At 71.3% G+C, this 18,652-nt stretch carries 15 protein-coding genes; 9 read left to right on the forward strand and 6 right to left on the reverse strand.

The window, feature by feature from the left end:
- Positions 1-108: 108 nt before the first annotated feature.
- Positions 109-2,712 carry a PA14 domain-containing protein gene (locus tag ACZ7OY_RS31935; RefSeq protein ID WP_471914652.1) on the reverse strand — a complete coding sequence of 868 codons (2,604 nt, stop codon included), beginning with the start codon at positions 2,710-2,712 and terminating at the stop codon, positions 109-111.
- Positions 2,713-2,870: 158 nt separating this feature from the next.
- On the opposite strand from ACZ7OY_RS31935, the gene ACZ7OY_RS31940 reads away from it, so the two are divergent.
- The 5 genes from ACZ7OY_RS31940 (at position 2,871) to ACZ7OY_RS31960 (ending at position 8,629) form a co-directional block, all read left to right on the forward strand.
- Positions 2,871-3,884, forward strand: coding sequence for a LacI family DNA-binding transcriptional regulator (locus ACZ7OY_RS31940; RefSeq protein WP_471914653.1), 1,014 nt, complete (start codon positions 2,871-2,873; stop codon positions 3,882-3,884).
- Positions 3,885-4,029: 145 nt separating this feature from the next.
- A complete protein-coding gene (locus ACZ7OY_RS31945) occupies positions 4,030-5,127 on the forward strand; it encodes an ABC transporter substrate-binding protein (RefSeq protein ID WP_471914654.1) in 1,098 nt (365 codons plus the stop codon).
- A 1-nt stretch (position 5,128) separates the two neighbouring features.
- Positions 5,129-6,646, forward strand: a complete 1,518-nt coding sequence (locus tag ACZ7OY_RS31950) for a sugar ABC transporter ATP-binding protein (RefSeq protein ID WP_471914655.1) — start codon at positions 5,129-5,131, stop codon at positions 6,644-6,646.
- The gene (locus ACZ7OY_RS31955) at positions 6,639-7,601 is read left to right on the forward strand and encodes an ABC transporter permease (RefSeq protein ID WP_471914656.1); all 963 of its coding nucleotides are present in this window, start codon (positions 6,639-6,641) and stop codon (positions 7,599-7,601) included. Before ACZ7OY_RS31950 ends, ACZ7OY_RS31955 begins: the two co-directional genes overlap by 8 nt.
- Positions 7,598-8,629, forward strand: a complete 1,032-nt coding sequence (locus ACZ7OY_RS31960) for an ABC transporter permease (RefSeq protein ID WP_471914657.1) — start codon at positions 7,598-7,600, stop codon at positions 8,627-8,629. The genes ACZ7OY_RS31955 and ACZ7OY_RS31960 overlap by 4 nt, the downstream gene beginning before the upstream one ends.
- 84 nt (positions 8,630-8,713) lie before the next feature.
- On the opposite strand, the gene ACZ7OY_RS31965 is transcribed toward ACZ7OY_RS31960, so the two are convergent.
- Positions 8,714-9,502 carry a YwqG family protein gene (locus ACZ7OY_RS31965; protein WP_471914658.1) on the reverse strand — a complete coding sequence of 263 codons (789 nt, stop codon included), beginning with the start codon at positions 9,500-9,502 and terminating at the stop codon, positions 8,714-8,716.
- 206 nt (positions 9,503-9,708) lie between these two features.
- Between ACZ7OY_RS31965 and ACZ7OY_RS31970 the strand changes: the two genes are divergently transcribed.
- Positions 9,709-10,614 carry an AraC family transcriptional regulator gene (locus ACZ7OY_RS31970; RefSeq protein ID WP_471914659.1) on the forward strand — a complete coding sequence of 302 codons (906 nt, stop codon included), beginning with the start codon at positions 9,709-9,711 and terminating at the stop codon, positions 10,612-10,614.
- Positions 10,615-10,782: 168 nt separating this feature from the next.
- Positions 10,783-11,532: an SDR family oxidoreductase gene (locus ACZ7OY_RS31975; protein WP_471914660.1), complete on the forward strand. Its 750-nt coding sequence runs from the start codon at positions 10,783-10,785 to the stop codon at positions 11,530-11,532.
- On the opposite strand, the gene ACZ7OY_RS31980 is transcribed toward ACZ7OY_RS31975, so the two are convergent.
- Both ACZ7OY_RS31980 and ACZ7OY_RS31985 read right to left on the reverse strand, forming a co-directional pair.
- A complete protein-coding gene (locus ACZ7OY_RS31980; protein WP_471914661.1) occupies positions 11,533-11,925 on the reverse strand; it encodes a hypothetical protein in 393 nt (130 codons plus the stop codon).
- A 116-nt stretch (positions 11,926-12,041) separates the two neighbouring features.
- Positions 12,042-12,764 (reverse strand): SMI1/KNR4 family protein, encoded by a 723-nt coding sequence (locus ACZ7OY_RS31985; protein ID WP_471914662.1) that lies wholly within the window; start codon positions 12,762-12,764, stop codon positions 12,042-12,044.
- A 167-nt stretch (positions 12,765-12,931) separates the two neighbouring features.
- Here ACZ7OY_RS31985 and ACZ7OY_RS31990 point away from each other — a divergent pair, with 167 nt between their 5' ends.
- Complete coding sequence (locus ACZ7OY_RS31990; RefSeq protein WP_471914663.1) at positions 12,932-15,559, forward strand: glycoside hydrolase family 5 protein; 2,628 nt, start codon at positions 12,932-12,934, stop codon at positions 15,557-15,559.
- A 113-nt stretch (positions 15,560-15,672) separates the two neighbouring features.
- A complete protein-coding gene (locus ACZ7OY_RS31995) occupies positions 15,673-16,491 on the forward strand; it encodes a hypothetical protein (protein ID WP_471914664.1) in 819 nt (272 codons plus the stop codon).
- A gap of 39 nt (positions 16,492-16,530) precedes the next feature.
- Here ACZ7OY_RS31995 and ACZ7OY_RS32000 read toward each other — a convergent pair whose 3' ends face one another.
- Complete coding sequence (locus ACZ7OY_RS32000) at positions 16,531-17,103, reverse strand: dihydrofolate reductase family protein (protein WP_471914665.1); 573 nt, start codon at positions 17,101-17,103, stop codon at positions 16,531-16,533.
- Positions 17,104-17,291: 188 nt separating this feature from the next.
- A complete protein-coding gene (gene eno / locus ACZ7OY_RS32005; RefSeq protein WP_471914666.1) occupies positions 17,292-18,575 on the reverse strand; it encodes a phosphopyruvate hydratase in 1,284 nt (427 codons plus the stop codon).
- Between the last annotated feature and the right edge of the window lie 77 nt (positions 18,576-18,652).

The following is an 18,652-nucleotide window of genomic DNA, read 5'->3' on the forward strand; positions in this document are numbered from 1 at the left end:
GCGGTCCGCCCGCCGCCCATGGGCGGCAGGCGGACCGCAGCCGTGCGGGGATCGGCGCACGTCTCTCGGCGGGGCGCGGGGAGGCGTCCGCCGAGAGCCGTCACCGGGTCAGGCGCAGCCGGCGGGCGTCGCCCGCGAGGCGTCGGCGATCAGCGCCCGCTGGGCCGCGCCGAGCCGCTCGACATCGGGTTTGACGACCTTGCGGTCGTACGTCAGCAGGCCGTTCAGCTCGCCCTCGACGTCCGAGATCTGCGTGTAGACGGCGCCGTTGCCGCCCTTGCAGGCCAGCGCGTGCACCTCGGCCAGCTTCTGGAGGTAGTCGTCCGTGTAGGTCGAGGGGTCGACGTCGACGTACGACTGCTGGACCGACCAGGCGTGACCGGGCACCGCGAGTCCCAGGCCGCCGTACTCGCCGCTGACCAGCGCACGTCTGCCGTCCGGGTGGGGCGGCAGCGCGGGGCTGGGGTAGCCGTGCTCGTCGATGATGTCGCCGGTGCCTCCGTCGGCCCCGAGGTTGATGCCCGACATGCTGTTGACCAGCCGGGTCGGGTCCCAGGCCTTGGCCTGGTCGGCGATGCGGGCCATGTCGTACTGGCCCCATCCCTCGTTGAAGGTGACCCACATGACGACCGACGGACTGCTGATGTGCTCGTCGATCATCTGCTTCATCTCGCGCTCGTACTCGGCGCGGGCGGCGGTCGACGGGTTCACCCCGGCCGTCATCGCGGGCATGTCCTGCCACACCATGAGGCCCAGCCGGTCGGCCCAGTAGAACCAGCGGTCCGGCTCCACCTTGATGTGCTTGCGCACCGCGTTGAAGCCCATCTTCTTGTGCATCTTCAGGTCGTAGGCGAGGGCGCTGTCGGTCGGCGCGGTGTACAGGCCGTCCGGCCAGAAGCCCTGGTCGAGCGTGGCCATCATGAAGACCGGCTCGCCATTGAGCATGGTGCGCGGTACGCCGTTCACCTGCTCCACCGCGATCGACCGCATCCCGAAGTAGCTGCCGACGCGGTCGCCCCCGACGCTCACCTTCAGGTCGTACAGGAAGGGGTCGTCCGGTGACCAGAGGTGGGCCTTGGGGATCCGCAGCGTGAGGGCCCCGCCGCTGCGGCCGACGACGGTGGCGACGCGCCGCTTGCCGGCGTACGCGGTGGCGGTGACCGGCAGTCCGGCGCGCACGCCCTGCGGTTCGATCGTCAGGGTGCCCGCGGCCACGTCCGGGGTGAGCTTGAGCGTGTCGACGTGGTCGGCGGCGACCGGCTCCAGCCACACGGTCTGCCAGATGCCGGAGGACGGGGTGTACCAGATGCCGCTCGGGTCCAGTCGCTGCTTGCCCACCGGCGGGTTCTCGCCGTCGGCCGCGTCCGTCGGGTCGTACACGCCGACGATCAGCTCCTGGGTGCGGCCCGGCTTGAGGGCGTCGGTGATGTCGGCGCTGAACTTGTCGTAGCCGCCCTGGTGTTCGGCGACCTTGCGGCCGTTGACGTACACCTCGGCCTGCCAGTCGACCGCGCCGAAGTTCAGCTGGAGACGCTGGCCGGAGCCGATCTTCCAGCCGGCCGGGACGGTGAAGGTGCGCCGGTACCACATGCGGTCCTCGTGCCGTTCGAGGCCGGACAGCTGTGACTCGACGGGGTAGGGGACGAGGATCTTCTCACCGAGATTCCTGCCGACCGGCGGCTGCTCGCCGGCCTGTGCGGCGGCGAACTGCCAGGAGCCGTTGAGGCTCTGCCAGGAGGTGCGGGTCAACTGCGGCCGTGGGTATTCGGGATGGGCGTTGTGCGGGGAGACCTCGTCGGCCCACTTCGTGCGCAGTTCGTACGTGGACCGGTTGGCACCGCTGCTCCAGAAGGACTTGACAACGTTGCCGTCCTTTCCGGTCAGGCCGCCCGCGCCGTCGTAGCGGACGTCGGCGAGGCCGGACGCGGTGCCGTCCTTGTTGCCGACCACGGGCTGTTCCAGCGTGATCAGGAGCGACCTGGGGTCGGCGGGGTCCAGCCGGGCCGCGCCGAGCGGCCAGGTGGCGCCGCCGATCACGGCGTCGATGTGGTCGGTGAGGTCCGCCGGGGGAGCGGCGAGGGGCTGCGCGAAGTCGAGCCGCAGCGTGCGGCCGTCCGCGCGGACGGCGGTGGCGGTGGCGCCGTCGTAGTCGTAGCCGTCGGGCAGCCGCAGCGCGGACGACGGGACGGCGGCCTTGGTGCCGCCGGGCGGGGTCCAGCGCAGGTGGAGGTTGGAGCCCCCGTAGTGCTCGAAGTACTCGACCTTGATGTCGTAGGCCTTGCCCGCGGTCAACTCGACGGGAGCGCCGGTCTGTTCGCGGTCCCAGTCGTCGACCCAGTGGTCGATGACCAGGGTGTCGCCGACCCAGAGGCGGAAGCCGTTGTCGCCGATGATCGAGAAGGTGGTGGGGCCGGTCTTCTCCGGCACGATCCGGCCGGTCCAGCGGACGCTGACGTCGTCCGACTGCCCGGTGGCGAAGCTCAGGCGCGGCTCCAGGGTGTCGAAGTCGAGGTTCGGGTCCAGTCCGGTCGCCTTGAGCTGGTCGAAGTCGAAGGCGCCGGGGGCGGACTGGGTGTAGTACTCGCCCTTGAGGCCATGGACCTCGACGGGGTCGTCGGCCGCGTGCGCGACGGGTGTCGCGGCGAGTCCCGCGGCGCCCAGGGCCGCGGCGAGCAGCAGGGCGAGGCGTTGCCTGAGGGGTTTGGTGCGCACGGATCCTCCTTGGCTGAGGAAGGGTGGCGGCTCGTTGCTTCAGTCTGTACAACGTTGGAAGGAACGGCAGTTGGCATGAGAGCACGGCTCCCGGCCGCTGTCCAGGGGCAGAGCACAGGCTCCGAGGACGCGGCGCCCATCGACGCTGAGGAGATCCCTTGCGGGTCAGCCTGAAGGACGTGGCGGAACGCGCGGGCGTTTCGATCAAGACGGTGTCCAACGTGGTGAACAACTATCCGCACGTCACCCCGGCGATGCGGGCCCGGGTGCAGTCGGCCATCGACGAGCTCGGCTACCGGCCCAACCTGACCGCGCGTCATCTGCGCAAGGGACGTACGGGGATCATCGCGCTCGCCGTTCCCGAGCTCGGCAACCCCTACTTCGCGGAGCTGGCCGGAGCCGTGATCGACGCGGCCGCCGAGCACGAGTTCACCGTCCTGCTCGACCACACGCGCGGCGACCGCGAGCAGGAGATCCTGGTGAGCCAGGGTCTGCCGGCCCGGGTGATCGACGGGCTCATCCTCAGCCCGTTGGAGCTGGAGGCCGAGGACCTCCAGGGCCGGTCCGACGACGTGCCGCTGGTGCTGCTCGGCGAGCGTGTGTACGACCTGCCCTACGACCACATCGCGATCGACAACGTGGCCGCGGCCCGGTGCGCGGTCCGCCATCTGCTGGGCCGCGGCCGGACCCGGATCGCCTACCTGGGCGCGCGCACCGACTCCGCGAACCGGCCCGCCCACCTGCGGCTGGCCGGCTGGCGGGAGGAGCTGGCCGCCGCCGGGGTGCCGGCCCCGGACAGCCTGGTGGTGCCGGTCGGCGGCTGGGACCGGGACGACGGGGCACGGGCGATGGCCGAGCTGCTCGACTCGGGTGTGCGCCCGGACGCCGTCTTCGCCTACAACGACCTGATCGCGATCGGGGCGATGCGGGTGCTGCACGAGCGGGGTCTGCGGGTGCCGTGGGACGTGGCGGTGGTGGGCTTCGACGACCTCGCCGAGGGACGGTTCGGGGCCGTCACCCTGACCACGGTCTCGCCCGACAAGCAGGCGATCGCCCGGATGGCCGTGGCCTCGCTGCTGCGCAGTCTGTCGGGGCGCGAAGTGCCCGGTGGACGCGAACTGACCGCGGAATTCAAGCTCGTTGAGCGGGAGAGCACGCTGGGGCGGCGCTGACGGGATTTCGAACGGAGGGGTTTACAGCCTCCTTCCAACGATGTAAAAACCTCACCGGAACGACGAGCACGCCGAGTTGACCGCAAGAGCCAGCCTCCCCGAGAGCGCTCTCACGCGCCGGGGCCGCGCCGTTTGGGGGACTCCCATGAAGACCAACGCAGTTGCCCGTCCCGCCTTCGCACGCCACCTCCTCGCAGCAGGCCTCGTGACGAGCCTGGCGCTCGTGACCGCATGCACCAAGTCCGAGGACGACTCGGGCAAGAGCACCTCCACCGCCCAGCAGGACGACGCCGGGCAGCAGGTGGCCTCGCCGAGCACCGACTCCGGACCCACCTGCACCGTCGACGCCTACGGCGGCGGCAAACTCGACCTCAAGGGCGCCACGGTCGGCTTCTCCCAGTCCGAGAAGGAGGCCAACCCCTTCCGGATCGCGGAGACCGCCTCCATCAAGGCCGAGGCCCAGAAGCGCGGCATCGAACTGCTCACCGCCAACGCGCAGTCGCAGTTCTCCAAGCAGATCAGCGACGTCCAGGACCTCATCGCCAAGGGCGCGAACCTGCTGGTCATCGCACCGCTGAACTCCGACGGCTGGGAGCCGGTGCTGCGCGCCGCGGGCGCCAAGCACATCCCGATCGTGACGATCGACCGCAAGATCAACGCCACCGCCTGCAAGGACTATGTGAGCTTCATCGGCTCCGACTTCGTCCAGCAGGGGCAGCGGGCCGCCGACCAGATGATCGAGGCGACCGGCGGCAAGGGCGAGATCGCCATCCTGCTCGGCGCGGCCGGCAACAACGTCACCACCGAACGCACCAAGGGCTTCGAGGACCGCATCAAGGAGAAGGCCCCCGGCCTGAAGATCGTGTTCCGGCAGACCGGTGAGTTCGCCCGCGAGAAGGGCCAGTCGGTCACCGAGAACCTCATCCAGTCCAAGCCCGGCATCACCGGGATCTACGCCGAGAACGACGAGATGGGCCTCGGCGCCGTGAACGCCCTCAAGGGCGCCGGGAAGAAGGCGGGCGACGTCAAGATCGTCACCATCGACGGCACCCGCAACGCCGTCCAGGCCATCGTGGACGGGTGGATCTACGGCGTCATCGAGTCCAACCCGCGCTTCGGCCCGCTCGCCTTCCAGACCCTCGACACCTTCACCCAGGGCGGCAAGGTCGGCCAGGACATCGTCATCCAGGACAGCTCCTACGCCAAGAGCAACGCCCAGACGGACCTCGGCAAGGCCTACTGACGTGCTCTCGGTCACCCGACTGTCCAAGACCTTCCCCGGCGTGCGCGCGCTGTCCGACGTGGACTTCACCGCGCACGCCGGGCAGGTGCACGCCCTCGTCGGTGAGAACGGCGCCGGCAAGTCGACGCTCATCAAGGTGCTCACCGGGGTCTACCGGCCCGACGCGGGCGAGGTGTCGTACGACGGCGCGCCGGTGCGCTTCGCCACCCCGCTGCAAGCCCAGCAGGCGGGCATCTCCACCATCTACCAGGAGGTCAACCTCGTCCCGCTGATGAGCGTGGCCCGCAACCTCTTCCTCGGCCGCGAACCGCGCGGCCGGCTGGGCCTGATCGACTTCGGGCGCCTGCACCGCGAGGCCGACGAGGCCCTGCACAGGCTCGGCATCCGGGTCGACGTACGCCGACCGCTGCGCGAACTCGGCGTCGGCGCCCAGCAGATGGTCGCCCTCGCGCGGGCCGTGGCGGTCGACGCCCGGGTCGTCATCATGGACGAGCCGACCTCCTCGCTCGAACCACGTGAGGTGGCGACCCTGTTCGGGGTGATCCGCATGCTGCGCGAGCGCGGCGTCGCGGTGATCTACGTCAGCCACCGCATGGACGAGCTGTACGAGATCTGCGACGCGGTCACCGTCCTGCGCGACGGACGCGTGGTGCACACCGGCCCGCTGGCCGGCCTCGACCGGCTGCGGCTGGTGTCCATGATGCTCGGCCGGGAGATCGGCGAGGTGCGCACGGAGGGCCTGACGAAGTTCTCCGGCTCGCACACCGCCACGGCCGAACCCATCCTGCGTGCGGACAACTTGACGGTACGTCATCGACTGCGCGACGTGTCGCTCGCACTGCGGCCGGGCGAGGTGGTGGGCCTCGGCGGGCTGCTCGGCTCCGGCCGCAGCGAGACCGCGAAGGCCATCGCCGGGGCGCTGCCCACCGACGCGGGCCGGGTGAGCGTCGCCGGCACCCCGGTACGCACCGGCTCCACCGCCGCCGCGATCCGCGCCGGCATCAGCCTGCTGCCGGAGGACCGCAAGACCGAGGGCATCGTGCCGGGCCTGTCCGTACGCGAGAACATCGCGCTCGCCGCGCTGCCCACGCTCTCCCGTTTCGGCCTCGTCGACGACTCCCGCATCGACCGGATCGTCGAGACCTTCATGAAACGGCTGCGCATCAAGGCCGCCGGCCCGCACCAGAAGGTCGGCGAACTGTCCGGCGGCAACCAGCAGAAGGTACTGCTGGCCCGCTGGCTCGCCCTGCACCCCAAGGTACTGCTGCTCGACGAGCCCACCCGCGGCATCGACGTCGGTGCCAAGGCCGAGGTACAGGCCCTCATCGACGAACTCGCCGACGACGGACTCGCCGTCCTGCTGATCTCCTCCGACACCGAGGAACTCATCGAGGGCAGCGACCGCGTGATCGTCCTGAAGGAAGGCGTGGTGGTGCGCGAACTCACCGGCGACGACGTCACCGAGGACGGTCTGATGCGCGCCCTCGCATCCGCACCCGCGGGAGGACACGATGGCTGACCTCGCACTCGCGCGCGGCACGCTGGACCGCGCCCGGCTGCTGCACCTGCTCCAGGAGTACGGCGTCTACGCGGGCGTCGTGGTGCTGCTGCTGTTCAACTTCGCCTTCACCCCGTACTTCCTGTCCACGGAGAACTTCCGCACCCAGGCCGTCCAGGTCGCCCCGGTCCTCGTCGTCGCGCTCGGCATGGCGCTGGCCATCGGCACCGAGGGCGTCGACCTGTCGGTGGGCTCGGTGATGGCCCTGTCCACCTCGCTGCTCTCCCTCTACCTCGGCTACGGGCCCTGGATCGCTGCGCTGATCGCGGTGCTCGGCGGCATCGTGGTGGGCGTGGCCAACGGCGCGCTCGTCGCCTTCGTCGGCGTCCAGCCCATCGTCGCCACCCTCGCCCTCATGGTCGCCGGACGCGGCTTGGCCCTGGTGCTGCTCCCGCAGCTCAAGGACGTACGCGATCCCGGCATGGCAGCGCTCGGCTCCGGCGACGTGCTCGGCGTGCCCTACCTGGTCCTGATCGCCGCCGCGCTCGCGCTCCTGGTCGCGTTCGTGGTGCGCCGCACCACCTTCGGACGCCAGGTGCTCGCCATCGGCGACAGCCGACCCGCCGCCCGGCTCGCCGGACTGCCGGTCAGCAGGGTCCTCGTGGTGGTCTACGTCTGCTCCGGCGCGCTGGCCGCCGTCGCGGGCATCCTCGCCACCGCGCGCCTGACCGCGAGCGACCCCACCTCCCTGGGCACCCTGATGGAACTGTCCGCCATCACCGCCGTGGTCGTCGGCGGCACCCCGCTCAGCGGCGGACGGGTACGCATCGGCGGCACCGTCGCGGGCGCCGTACTCATCCAGCTGCTCACCACCACCCTCATCAAGCACGACCTTCCGCCGTCGTGGACCCAGATCGCCCAGGCTGTGGTGATCGTCCTCGCCGTCTACGCGGCCCGGGAACGAGGCAGGCGATGACCGCGCACACCGAGGAGGCCGGCGTGCCGGTCACGACCGACGACCCCGCCGCGGACGCGCCCGCGCGCGCGAGCCGCTCCGACCGGCTCGGCGCCTTCGCCCAGCAGCACGGCGCGCTGGTGACCCTGGTGATCGCCATGGTCGCGGCGTCACTGAGCTTCGACACGTTCCTGACCGGCGACAACCTGGAGAACATGGCGCTGTCCTCGGCGTTCCTCGCCGTGGTCGCCCTCGGGATGACCTTCGTGATCGTCACCGGCGGGATCGACCTGTCCGTGGGCTCGCTGTTCGCCCTGGGCGGTGTGCTCGCGGCCTGGGGATCGCAGTACGGAAGCGCGGTGGCCCTGCTGCTGCCGCTCGCCGTGTGCGGACTGATCGGCCTCGTCAACGGACTGCTCATCGCACGGGTCCGGCTCGCCCCGTTCATCGTCACCCTGGCCGCGATGCTGGGCGCCCGCGGCCTGCTCCTCGCGATCACCGACGAGGGCTCGACGACCTATCTGGTCGACAAACACTCCTTCTTCGCGACCCTCGGCCAGGGCTCCCTGCTCGGCGTCGGCGTGCCCGTGTGGATCACCGTGGCACTGTTCGTGCTGGGCGCGGTCGTGCTGCGGCGCAGCAGATTCGGGCAGTACGTGTACGCGGTCGGCGGCAACGAGGACGCCGGGGCCCTGATGGGCGTGCCGGTGGCGGGCACGAAGGTCGCGGTCTACACGCTGTCCGGGCTGTGCGCCGGGCTCGCGGGCGCGCTCAACGCGGCCTGGCTGGTGTCGGGCGTGACCATCCTCGGCAGCGGGATGGAACTGGAGGCGATCTCCGCCGTGGTCATCGGCGGCACCCTGCTCAGCGGCGGCTTCGGCTTCATCAGCGGCTCCCTCGTGGGTGTGCTGCTGCTGAAGGTCATCCAGAACGTCATCAACCAGATCGGCTCGCTGGACTCGGCCTACCAGCAGGTCGTCAGCGGGGCCTTCCTGGCCGTGGTGGTCGTCGCGCAGACCTGGCTGGGGCGTCGGCGCCGGGTCCTGTGAGACGCGCGGCCGCCGTCGCCGGCCGGAGACGCACCGGCCGGCGGCAGCTCCGCCCGTACCTGCGGGCATGCCGCGACCACGAGGTCAGTGCAGGTCCACCTGGAAGGCGTGACGGTGGTCGGCGGGGCAGACGAAGACGCGCAGGTCCCCGTACCGGCCGACGACCACCGCGGTCTCGGCGTCGCTGGCGGCCGTGAACAGCAGCGTCATCGCCGTGCCGCACTCCGCGCAGGAGAACGACATGGGGTGCGTCAGATGCCAGGTCGGCCAGCCGCCCAGCTTCCAGCCGGGGACGCGGGTGATGACGTCACCGCCGTCGCCGGTCTCGCGGACCAGTTCCTCCAGCCGCGGACGCAGCTCCGCAGGCAGTTCCTCGCGGAAGGGGAAGTCGGTCAGGTGCTCGGCGTCGAGGTGACAGGCCTGGGGCAGGTAGCCGTCCTCGTCGTACCGCGAAGGCGCCGGAGGATGCGCCGGCCGGCCGGTCGCGTCCGCGGCCCGGCGCCACCGGACCTCGACCACCGGAGCGCCCTCCGACTGCTGCGCCGGGGGATCCCAGTGCTCGTTGGGGCACCAGAGGATCTGCAGGATGTCGATGCCGTCCGGCCACCACGGGCCGGGCGCGTCGTGCCGGAATATCTGGGCGACCGGCACCATGGCGGTGGCGGGCACGCCGTCCGGGTCCTCCTCGTCGGGCAGGGAGCACTCGGGCCACGGTTCGTCCCCCGGCCACAGCAACGGACCGCCGACGGAGCTGTGTTCAGGGCCGGGTGTTCCCCGTCGGGGATGCAGTACGACGGCGGGGCGGGCGTAGCGGGCGAGTTCGGGAACCGCGGCGACGATCGCCGCGGTCGACGGTCTGGGCTTGTGCGACATCGTGCCTTCCGGTCCGTGACGGTCGAGCGTGCGCAGCGTATCCGGGAGCTGTGACATCGACCGGGCCCGTCGTCCGTGCCGGGGCGGGGGGAGCGGTGCGCGGGGCCTCGGGCGGACCCCTGCCCGGCGGTGGGCATCCCGGGCGGTACTGCGCCGACTCGCCCCGGCCCGGCGAGAGTGCCTCGCGACGGTGCTGCAATGGACGCATGTGCCTCGACGAACTCCGTGCGCTGCTGGCCCGGCACGCCCGCCCCGACTGGAGCACCGCCATCGACGGAGTCCTGATCTCGAAGGTCGACTCGGCGGATCCGCCGGCGCCGTCGATGTCCGGCACCGTGCTCGCGGTCATCGCCCAGGGCGCCAAACGCCTCGCACTGGGCGAGCGGGTCTATGCCTACGGCCCCGGTCAGTACCTGGTCGCGTCCGTCGACCTGCCCGTCACCGGACAGTTCACCCAGGCCGAACCCGAGCAGCCGGCCCTCGGCTTCGGTCTGACGCTGGAGCCGTCCGCCGTCGCCGAACTCCTGCTCCAGGCCGGGCCCGCGGACACCTCGCGCACGCGGGAGGGAGCGCCGTCGGGCATCGCCGTGGGCGACGCCCCGCCCGCGCTGCTCGACGCGGTCGTGCGGCTGCTGCGCCTGCTCGACGAGCCCCGCGACCGGCCGGTACTGGCCCCGTTGGTCAAGCGCGAGATCCTGTGGCGCCTGATCACCGGCGAGCAGGGCGCGACGGTACGCCAGCTCGGCCTCGCCGACAGCGGGCTCAGCCATGTCTCCCGAGCCGCACGCTGGATCCGCGAGCACTACGCCGAACCCTTCCGTGTCGAGGACGTGGCCCGGCTGTCCGGCATGAGCGTCTCCGCCTTCTACCGCAACTTCCAGGCGGTGACCGCGCTGAGCCCGATCCAGTTCCAGAAGCAGATCCGGCTGCAGGAGGCCCGGCTGCTGCTCGCCACGCACCCGGGCGACGTCACCGGCGTGGGCCGGCGGGTCGGCTACGACAACCCGTCGCAGTTCAGCCGTGAGTACCGCCGCCGGTTCGGCGCGCCGCCGAGCCGGGACGCGGCCCGGCTGCGCGGCACGGCACCCGCCCCCGTGGGCGTGCTGCCCTGAGCCGGACCGGAGGGCGTGGGAGGATTGTGCAAGCGGCAGCGAGGTTAGTTCTATCGTTTGCCCAGGTCAGAGCGATTCAATGGGTTCAGAAGTTCTTACGCGGAGCAGGAAAGTGTGCCTGTCTCCGCGCATCCCAACCCATCCCATCGCATCGCCCAGGAGACCAGCATGAAGACCGTCCTGATCACCGGCACCTCCTCCGGATACGGACGCGAGACCGCCCGCCACTTCCACGCACAGGGCTGGAACGTGGTCGCCACGATGCGCACCCCGCGGGCTGACCTCCTGCCCGAGTCGGACCGGCTGCGCGTCATCACGCTCGACGTGACCAGGCCCGAGAGCATCACCGCCGCGCTCGACGCCGCCGGGCCGATCGACGTCCTGGTCAACAACGCGGGCATCCCCTCGATCGGCGTGTTCGAGGACACCCCCATGGCCCGCGTACGCGAGGTCTTCGAGACCAACACCTTCGGCGTGCTGGCGATGACGCAGGCGGTGCTCCCCGGCTTCCGCGAGCGCGGCCGCGGCGTGGTGGTCAACGTGACCTCCAGCGTGGTGCTGGGCCACATGCCGCTCTCGGCCGTCTACAAGGCGAGCAAGGCGGCCGTCGAGGGCTTCACCTCGTCCTTCGCGCTCGAACTCGCGCCCCTGGGCGTACAGGCGAAGACGGTCCAGCCGGGCGCCTGCCTGACGACGAACTTCGGCGAGCGGGCGACGGACGGCAGGTCGCTGGACGACCTGGTCCCGCCGCCGTACGCGGCGTTCGCGAAGAAGGCCCTGGACGGCTTCATGAGCCAGGACCTGTACACCCACGAGCGCGACGTCGCCGAGGCCGTCTGGCAGGCGGTGCACGACACCACCGGCCGACTGCACTTCCCGGCCGGCCCGGACGCCGTCCGGCTCGCCGAGGCCAAGTGATCATTCGGCGTCGTAGGAGGGAGTGGGCGTGTTCCAGACCGCGTCGTGACGCGCGATGACCGCCCGCAGCTCGCGGGCGCTGCGAGCGGGCAGGGCCCGCACCACGACGTCGAGGAGCGCGCGTGCGTCGAGGGGATCGCCGCAGCAGTCCCCGTGCGGGTGGCCCCACTCGGCGTCGTGCCACAACTGCCGCTCGCTACGGTGGACATACTCCTGCCACAGCCGTACGGCCCGGCCGGTGTCCCCGGGTTGAAGATAGTTCCGGGTGCGTTCGAGGCAGCCGATCTCGGAGAGCGTCCGTCGGGACAGGCCGTCGATGACCGGTCCCGCATCTGTCGTGCGGCGCCGCGGGGGAAGGGCGCTCCGCAGGTGTCCCGGCCGGCTACGCGGCATGGACCTTTCGGGTCGTCGTCATGCCGGCCATGCTGCCACGACCTCGGACGATCCCTCCAACGGATTTGCCCGCTCCGGACCGCCTCACCGGGACACCCGCCGCCGCTGACGTGGTGTCAATTCACCCAGGACGCGGGCAGGTCCCTGCGCAGGGTCTCCAGGTCGTCGGCCGTGCGGCCGCGCGCGTGGACCCAGCACAGGTCGAGGTCCCCGTCCCGGCGGATCAGCCGGCCGGGCGCCGAGTACCAGCGCAGGGGTGAGTCCTGCGGGCCGACCCACATCGGATGGTCGGGCAGCGGCACCCTCGTGTAGCGGTCGTGCAGGTTCGGCAGGAGCGCCTCGGGCAGTTCGCAGGCGTCGTAGAACGTCCCGGCCCCCAGCAGGGACTCGCTGAGCACCAGCTCCACCCAGGCCGTCGACATGCGGTCCAGGAACGGGATCCACCCGTCGTGGGACTCCACCACGACCGGTGGGTCGTCCTGCTCGATCAGCTCGAGGGGGATCCCCCACGCGGCACAGTCCTGGTTCTCACGACGGAAGACCAGGACTCCGCCGGGACCGTCGGCCACGAAGAGACCGGCCGGCGGCACCAACGGGTCCTGCCCGGCGGTCAGGTCGGCGCGGCGCCCGAACAACTGGTAGCCGTCGCGCAGCACCTCAGGCAGTTCGAAGCCCAACTCCGCCTCTGCGTGGTCCAGTTCCTCCCGGGTGAAGCCGTCCTTCGGGCGCAGCGGGACGCCTGTCCACTCCTCGGCGAACCGGCGTACGAAATCCCACGCACGCGAGGGGTCGCCCACCCCGTCGCTCAGCGCGGCTGCCACATCGAAGGTGTCCGGCATGACGCGGACGCTACACGGTGCGGACCGTGCCCGCGGCGGCTCTCCCCCGGAGCCGGCAGCAGCCCGGCACCACCATGACGTCCAGAGCTGCCGGGACGCGTGTGCCGGGCGAAATTCCTGCTCACAGGCCTTCCGCAGGTGTTCGGGCTGATCTATCTTCTCCATCCATGCTCGATGATCAGCGTGGCGGCCGTCGGCTTGCCCGCATCGCGTCCCTCACCACCGCGGTCGTACTCGCGGTGCTGTGTGCTGCCCTCGGCCATGTCGACGGGACCGGACTGTTCGCCCCGGAGAACTGGCCGGACGCGGGCTTCGTACCGGGCAACGCCACAAGTCCCGCCTGGGCCACGGTGGTGTTCCTGCCCCTGCTGATCGGTGGCAGCGCGCTGGCCGTCCACCGGGTGGTGCGCGCCGCCGCTGCCCGGGCGCGGGCGCGATGGGTCCTCGGCGCGGTCTGGTCGAGTCTGATCCTGGTGGCGTTCCTGGCCAAGCTGGCCTACAGCGTGCTGCTGCTCGTGGTCGCCGGCACGGCCGGGCTGCACCTGCTTCCGACGCTCGGGTCGCTGCTGGCCGAGTGCGGTCTGACCGGCGCGAAGTACGCCGCTTTCGGGCCGTTGGTCGCGGGCCCGGCGGCATCGGCGTACCGGATCGGCGTGTGGCGCCTGCGCCGCAGGGCCGTCGAGGGCGACAAGACGGGTGAGACCGGCAAGACCGGCAAGACCAGCGAGACCGGTGACACCGTCGAGGTCGCTGAGCGCGCCGCGGCGGACTCGGCCGTCGGCATCAATCAGATCGCCGGGTTCGCCTGGCTGCCCGTCGGTGTCGCCGTGGCGCTCCAGACGGGCGCCGGTGTGTTCGCCTGGGCCGCCGGTCCGACACCCGGCGGCCTCGCCGTGGCGACGCTGGTCGCCGGGGGCGCGGCGGCGTTCGCCGGTCTCGCGCTCTGGCGCCGGGTGGTGTCGCCCGGGCTGTCCCGGGCCCGTACCGGGGTGACGCTGTGGTCGCTGGCGACGACGCTCACCGCGGCGGGCGTTCTCGGCTTCGTGCCGCTGTGGCTGCTCGACGGGGGCCTGAACGGTTTCGGCGGGGCGCTGTTCCCGGTCGCCTCCGTGCTCGTGCGGGTCGCGGAGGGCGTGACCGCGGGCGTGTGCGCGGGCGTCGTGGGCGTCCCCTGGGCCGCGGAGCTGGCATGGCGGCACCGGACGGCGCCCTCGGCCGAACGCGGCCGTCTCGCCCATGCCACCCGGTGGGCGCCGCCCGTCGCGGTCGCAGCCGTGCTGGCGCTCGCCACCGGCACCCTGCCGTCGTCGGGCACGACGGCCACACCGATGGCGCTCGTCGACGCGCGCACGCAGGCCGCGGGCCGCGACCTGAAAGGACTGCTGCCGCTGACCGTGCTGCGCCGGGACGGACAGCCTCCGGTGATCGGTGACAGCCAGGGGCGGCAGGTGCTGCTCCGCGGCGTGAACGTCAACCAGCTCATCGACTACGGACAGCCCGACCCGGCCAAGCCCACGGTGTGGCCCCTGGAGGACTCCGACTACGCACTGATGGCCCGCTACGGGTTCGACGTGCAGCGGCTGGCCCTGTCCTGGTCGGCCCTGGAACCGAAGCGCGGCGAGTTCGACGAGGCGTACCTCGCACGGGTGCGCACCGCGGTCGACCAGGCCGCCGCCCACGGGATCCACACCGTTCTCGACATCCACCAGGACACCTTCTCGAAGTACGTCACCGCCGCGCCGGGCACGCGGTGCCGCGCCAACGCGTCACCGGAGTTCGGCAACGACGGCGCACCCGAGTGGGCGACCCGCACCGACGGCGCCCAGGCCTGCGGCTTCCTGGGCCGCGACCTCGCGCCCAATGTGCAGCAGGCGTTCACCAACCTCTACGACGACACCGACGGCATCGGCACCGAGTTCGCCCGCACCTGGGGCCGTCTCGCCGAGGCCTTCGCGGACGAGCCCGCCGTCGCCGGCTACGACCTGCTCAACGAGCCCGGCCCGGGCAACGCTCCGGGCGTCACCTCCTCGCTCCTGCTCGGACGCCTGTACCAGCAGGCGATCACCTCGATCCGGGCCGCGGAGGCGAAGGATCCCGACGGCTTCCACCACCTGGTGTTCTTCGAACCGTCGATCCTCTGGTCGGGCCTGGGCTTCGACACCACCCCGCCGGCCGGGTTCGCCGACGACCCGCTGCTCGTCTTCTCGCCGCACCTCTACAGCGAGTCGATCACCATGGACCAGGGACTGGGCGTCACCCTCACCTCGATCGAGCAGGGCTACACCACCGCCGAGCGCACCGCCCGGGCGTACGGGGCTCCGCTGTGGTCGGGCGAGTGGGGATGGTTCGGGGAACCCGAGGACTTCCGCTCGCGCTTCGAGCGGTTCCTGGAGCGGCAGAACACCGACATGCTGGGCTCGGCGATCTGGGTGTGGAAGAAGGCCTGCGGTGACCCGCAGAACGACCCCGCGGCCACCACCTCGGGCGGCGGCGTCGTGCTGTACACCTGCCCCGACGGCAGGCCGCTGCCGAGCCCGGCCTTCGAGACCACGGCGCTGTCCCAGGCGTACCCGCGCAGCGCTCCCGGCCGGCTGACCTCGCTGAAGTCCTCCGTGACCGACCGCGACCTGCGGCTGTCGGGCACCGGGACGGGCATCCTGGACGTGTGGATCCCCGGCGCGAGCCGCCCGGCGACCGAGGTACGCGGCCTCACCGGCGTACAGCCGTCGCCCCGGCCCGGCGGCTGGCGCCTGACCGCCCACGCAACCGGCCCGTACAGCCTCCACGTAACTTAGGGCCTGTCCGGCGGCGGGGTGCGGGGGTGCGGGGGAGTGCCGAGCCGTGCGCCGGGTGCCGGCGTGGGCGAATTCCGGCGACAGCGGCCTGTGTTCACGGCAGGATCGCGCACGTGGACACTCCTCGGTCGACGTCCGGCCCCCCGTCTCTGCCGCTGCCGGACCCGCGCTCCCGCAACGTCGTGCTCGACTACTCGGGCATGCACGGCCCGGTCGCCGGGCTCGTGCTGCCCGGTGCCGCGTCCATGCCGGTCAAGAGCGCCCTGGAGACCTCCCGGGAGCTCATCCGCCACTCCTACTACCGGTACGAGTTCGCCACCGTCGCCGTCACGCATGCCCTGTACGCCCTGGAGCAGGTCCTCGCCGAGCGGCTGGCCTGCGACGAGTCACTGGAGGACCTGATCGGGCGGGCGGCCGCCGAGGGGCTCGTCGATGCCGAGAGAGCCGTCGGCCTCGAACGCATCCGCGCGCTGCGCGACAGGCTCGCGCGAGGTGCGGTGACCAGTGGCGCGGTCACCCCGGAGGGGTCCCTGATCATGGTGCGCACCCTCTTCGACACCGTCGACCTGCTCCTCCGTCCGTCTGCCACGGCGGAGCCGACCCCAGGCGACATGGGCGGGGCACAGCACGACGACCGGCTCGCCGTGCTCTGGGAAGCGCACCGGCGTGCGCCCTTCCCCGACGGCTTCCGCGGCGTGGACATCGACGGCGTGGAACTGATTCTGCTGGACGCCGACGTGGCCGGTCTCGTCCAGAGGGAACTGGACGGCGCACTCGACGGACACTGGATCGCCGTTCTCTGGGCGTGCATCGCCGACCTCGACAAGGTCGTTCCGCTGATCGACGAGGAGTACTGCGTCTCCTACTTCACCGGACTTGCGGTGCTGGCCAGGCTCGCGGCGGCCAGGCACCTGCCCGCCGCGACGGACTGACAGCCGCGTGGCGACGGCCCCGACGGCCCCGCCGTGCCGTCAGCGGACCACGTCGAAGACCTGCTTCTGAACTCCGTTGGCGTAGACCTCGTGCTCGACCAGCTTCAGCTTCTGGGTGTCCTTGTCCGTGGTGCTGAACATGCGCTTGCCCGCACCGAGCAGCAGCGGGAAGACGAGCAGGTGGTAGCGGTCGATCAGGCCCGCGTCCGAGAGGGCGTGGTTGAGGGAGGCGCTGCCGTGGACGATGATCGGGCCGCCCTCGGTCTCCTTGAGGGCGGCGACCTCGTCGAGTGAGCGCAGGACCGTGGTCTCGCCCCAGCCGGACACGAGATCGTCCTCGGTGAGGGTGGTGGAGACGACGTACTTCGGCATCGCGTTGTAGTGAGCGAACTCCTCCATGCCGGGCCATACGGGGCTGAAGCCCTCGTAGCTGCCCCGGCCCATCAGCATCGCGGTGGACTCCAGCTGTTCCCGCCCCTTGATCTCGAGCGCCTCGGCGGCGAACTCGACCCCCTTGAAGACCCAGCCGGAGTTCCGGTATCCGGGTTCGCCGCCCGGGGCCTCCACGACGCCGTCGAGCGAGACGAAGGCCGTGCTGATCAAGGTGCGCATGAGAGATTCCCTCGGTTTCGGGGGTGGGGGTCCTGCCGCGGAGATGTCCGGCTGCCGCTCCAGCATGCGTCCGACAGAATCGATTGTCAAGAAAAGAAAAATTGTCGGTGCGGGCCCGTCCGCCGCCGCGGCAACAGTTCGGCCCGCCGGGTGTCCGGCGGGCCGAGGTGTGCGGCAGGGGAGGGCGGCTATCGGCGCAGGCCCAGGAACTCCCGGCCCGCGTACCGCGCCTTGCTCCCCAACTCCTCCTCGATACGCAGGAGTTGGTTGTACTTGGCGGTGCGGTCGGAGCGGGACAGCGATCCGGTCTTGATCTGACCGCAGCCGGTGGCGACGGCGAGGTCGGCGATGGTGGTGTCCTCGGTCTCGCCGGAGCGGTGGGACATCACGACCGTGTAGCCGGCGCGGTGCGCGGTGGAGACGGTGGCCAGCGTCTCGGTGAGAGTGCCGATCTGGTTGACCTTCACCAGGATCGAGTTGGCGACGCCGTCGCGGATCCCGGCGCGCAGCAGGGTCTCGTTGGTGCAGAAGACGTCGTCGCCGGTGAGCTGGCAGCGGCCGCCGAGCCGGGTGGTCAGCTCGCGCCAGCCGTCGTGGTCGTCCTCGGCCATCGGGTCCTCGATGGACGCGACCGGGTAGCGGTCCACGAGGCCGGCGAGGTAGTCGGCGTGCTCGGCGGGCGTACGGCGGACGCCTTCGCCGGTGTAGTCGTAGACGCCGTCGCGGAAGAACTCCGACGTGGCCGGGTCCATGACGAGGGTGATGTCGGTGCCCGGCTTGTAACCGGTCTGTTCGACGGCCCGGACGACGAAGTCCAGCGCTTCCTCGGCCGTGCGCAGGTCGGGGGCGAAGCCGCCCTCGTCGCCGACGTTCACGCTGTGGCCGGCGGCGACGAGGTTGCCGCGCAGGGTGTGGAAGACCTCCGAGCCCATACGGACGGCCTCGGCGAAGGTCGCCGCGCCGATGGGAGCGATCATGAACTCCTGGAAGTCCAGCGGATTGTCCGCGTGGGCACCGCCGTTGACGATGTTCATCATCGGCACCGGCAGCAGCCGGGCGTCCACCCCGCCGACGTAGCGGTACAGCGGCAGGTGGTGCGAGGCCGCGGCGGCCTTGGCGGTGGCCAGGGAGACGCCGAGCAGGGCGTTGGCGCCCAGCCGCGCCTTGGTGTCGGTGCCGTCCAGCTCGATCATGGTGCGGTCGACGGTCGCCTGATCGTCGGCGTCGAGTCCGTTCACGGCGTCCGCGATGGTCTCGTTCACGGCGTCCACCGCGCGCTGTACGCCCTTGCCGTGGAACCGGGCCGGATCCCCGTCCCGCAGTTCGACCGCCTCACGGGCGCCGGTGGAGGCGCCCGACGGGACGGCCGCCCGGCCGCGTGATCCGTCCCTGAGTTCCACGTCGACCTCGACGGTCGGATTGCCCCGGCTGTCGATGATCTCCCGTGCGACGACCCGGCTGATGACGGTCACGGTGCAACTCCTCCTGCTGGGCCCGCCTGATGCGGGCGGAAAGTTTTCTCCAGAAACAAAGTGAGTCCCGAAAAGGA

This window comes from Streptomyces sp. NPDC107559, assembly GCF_055657365.1.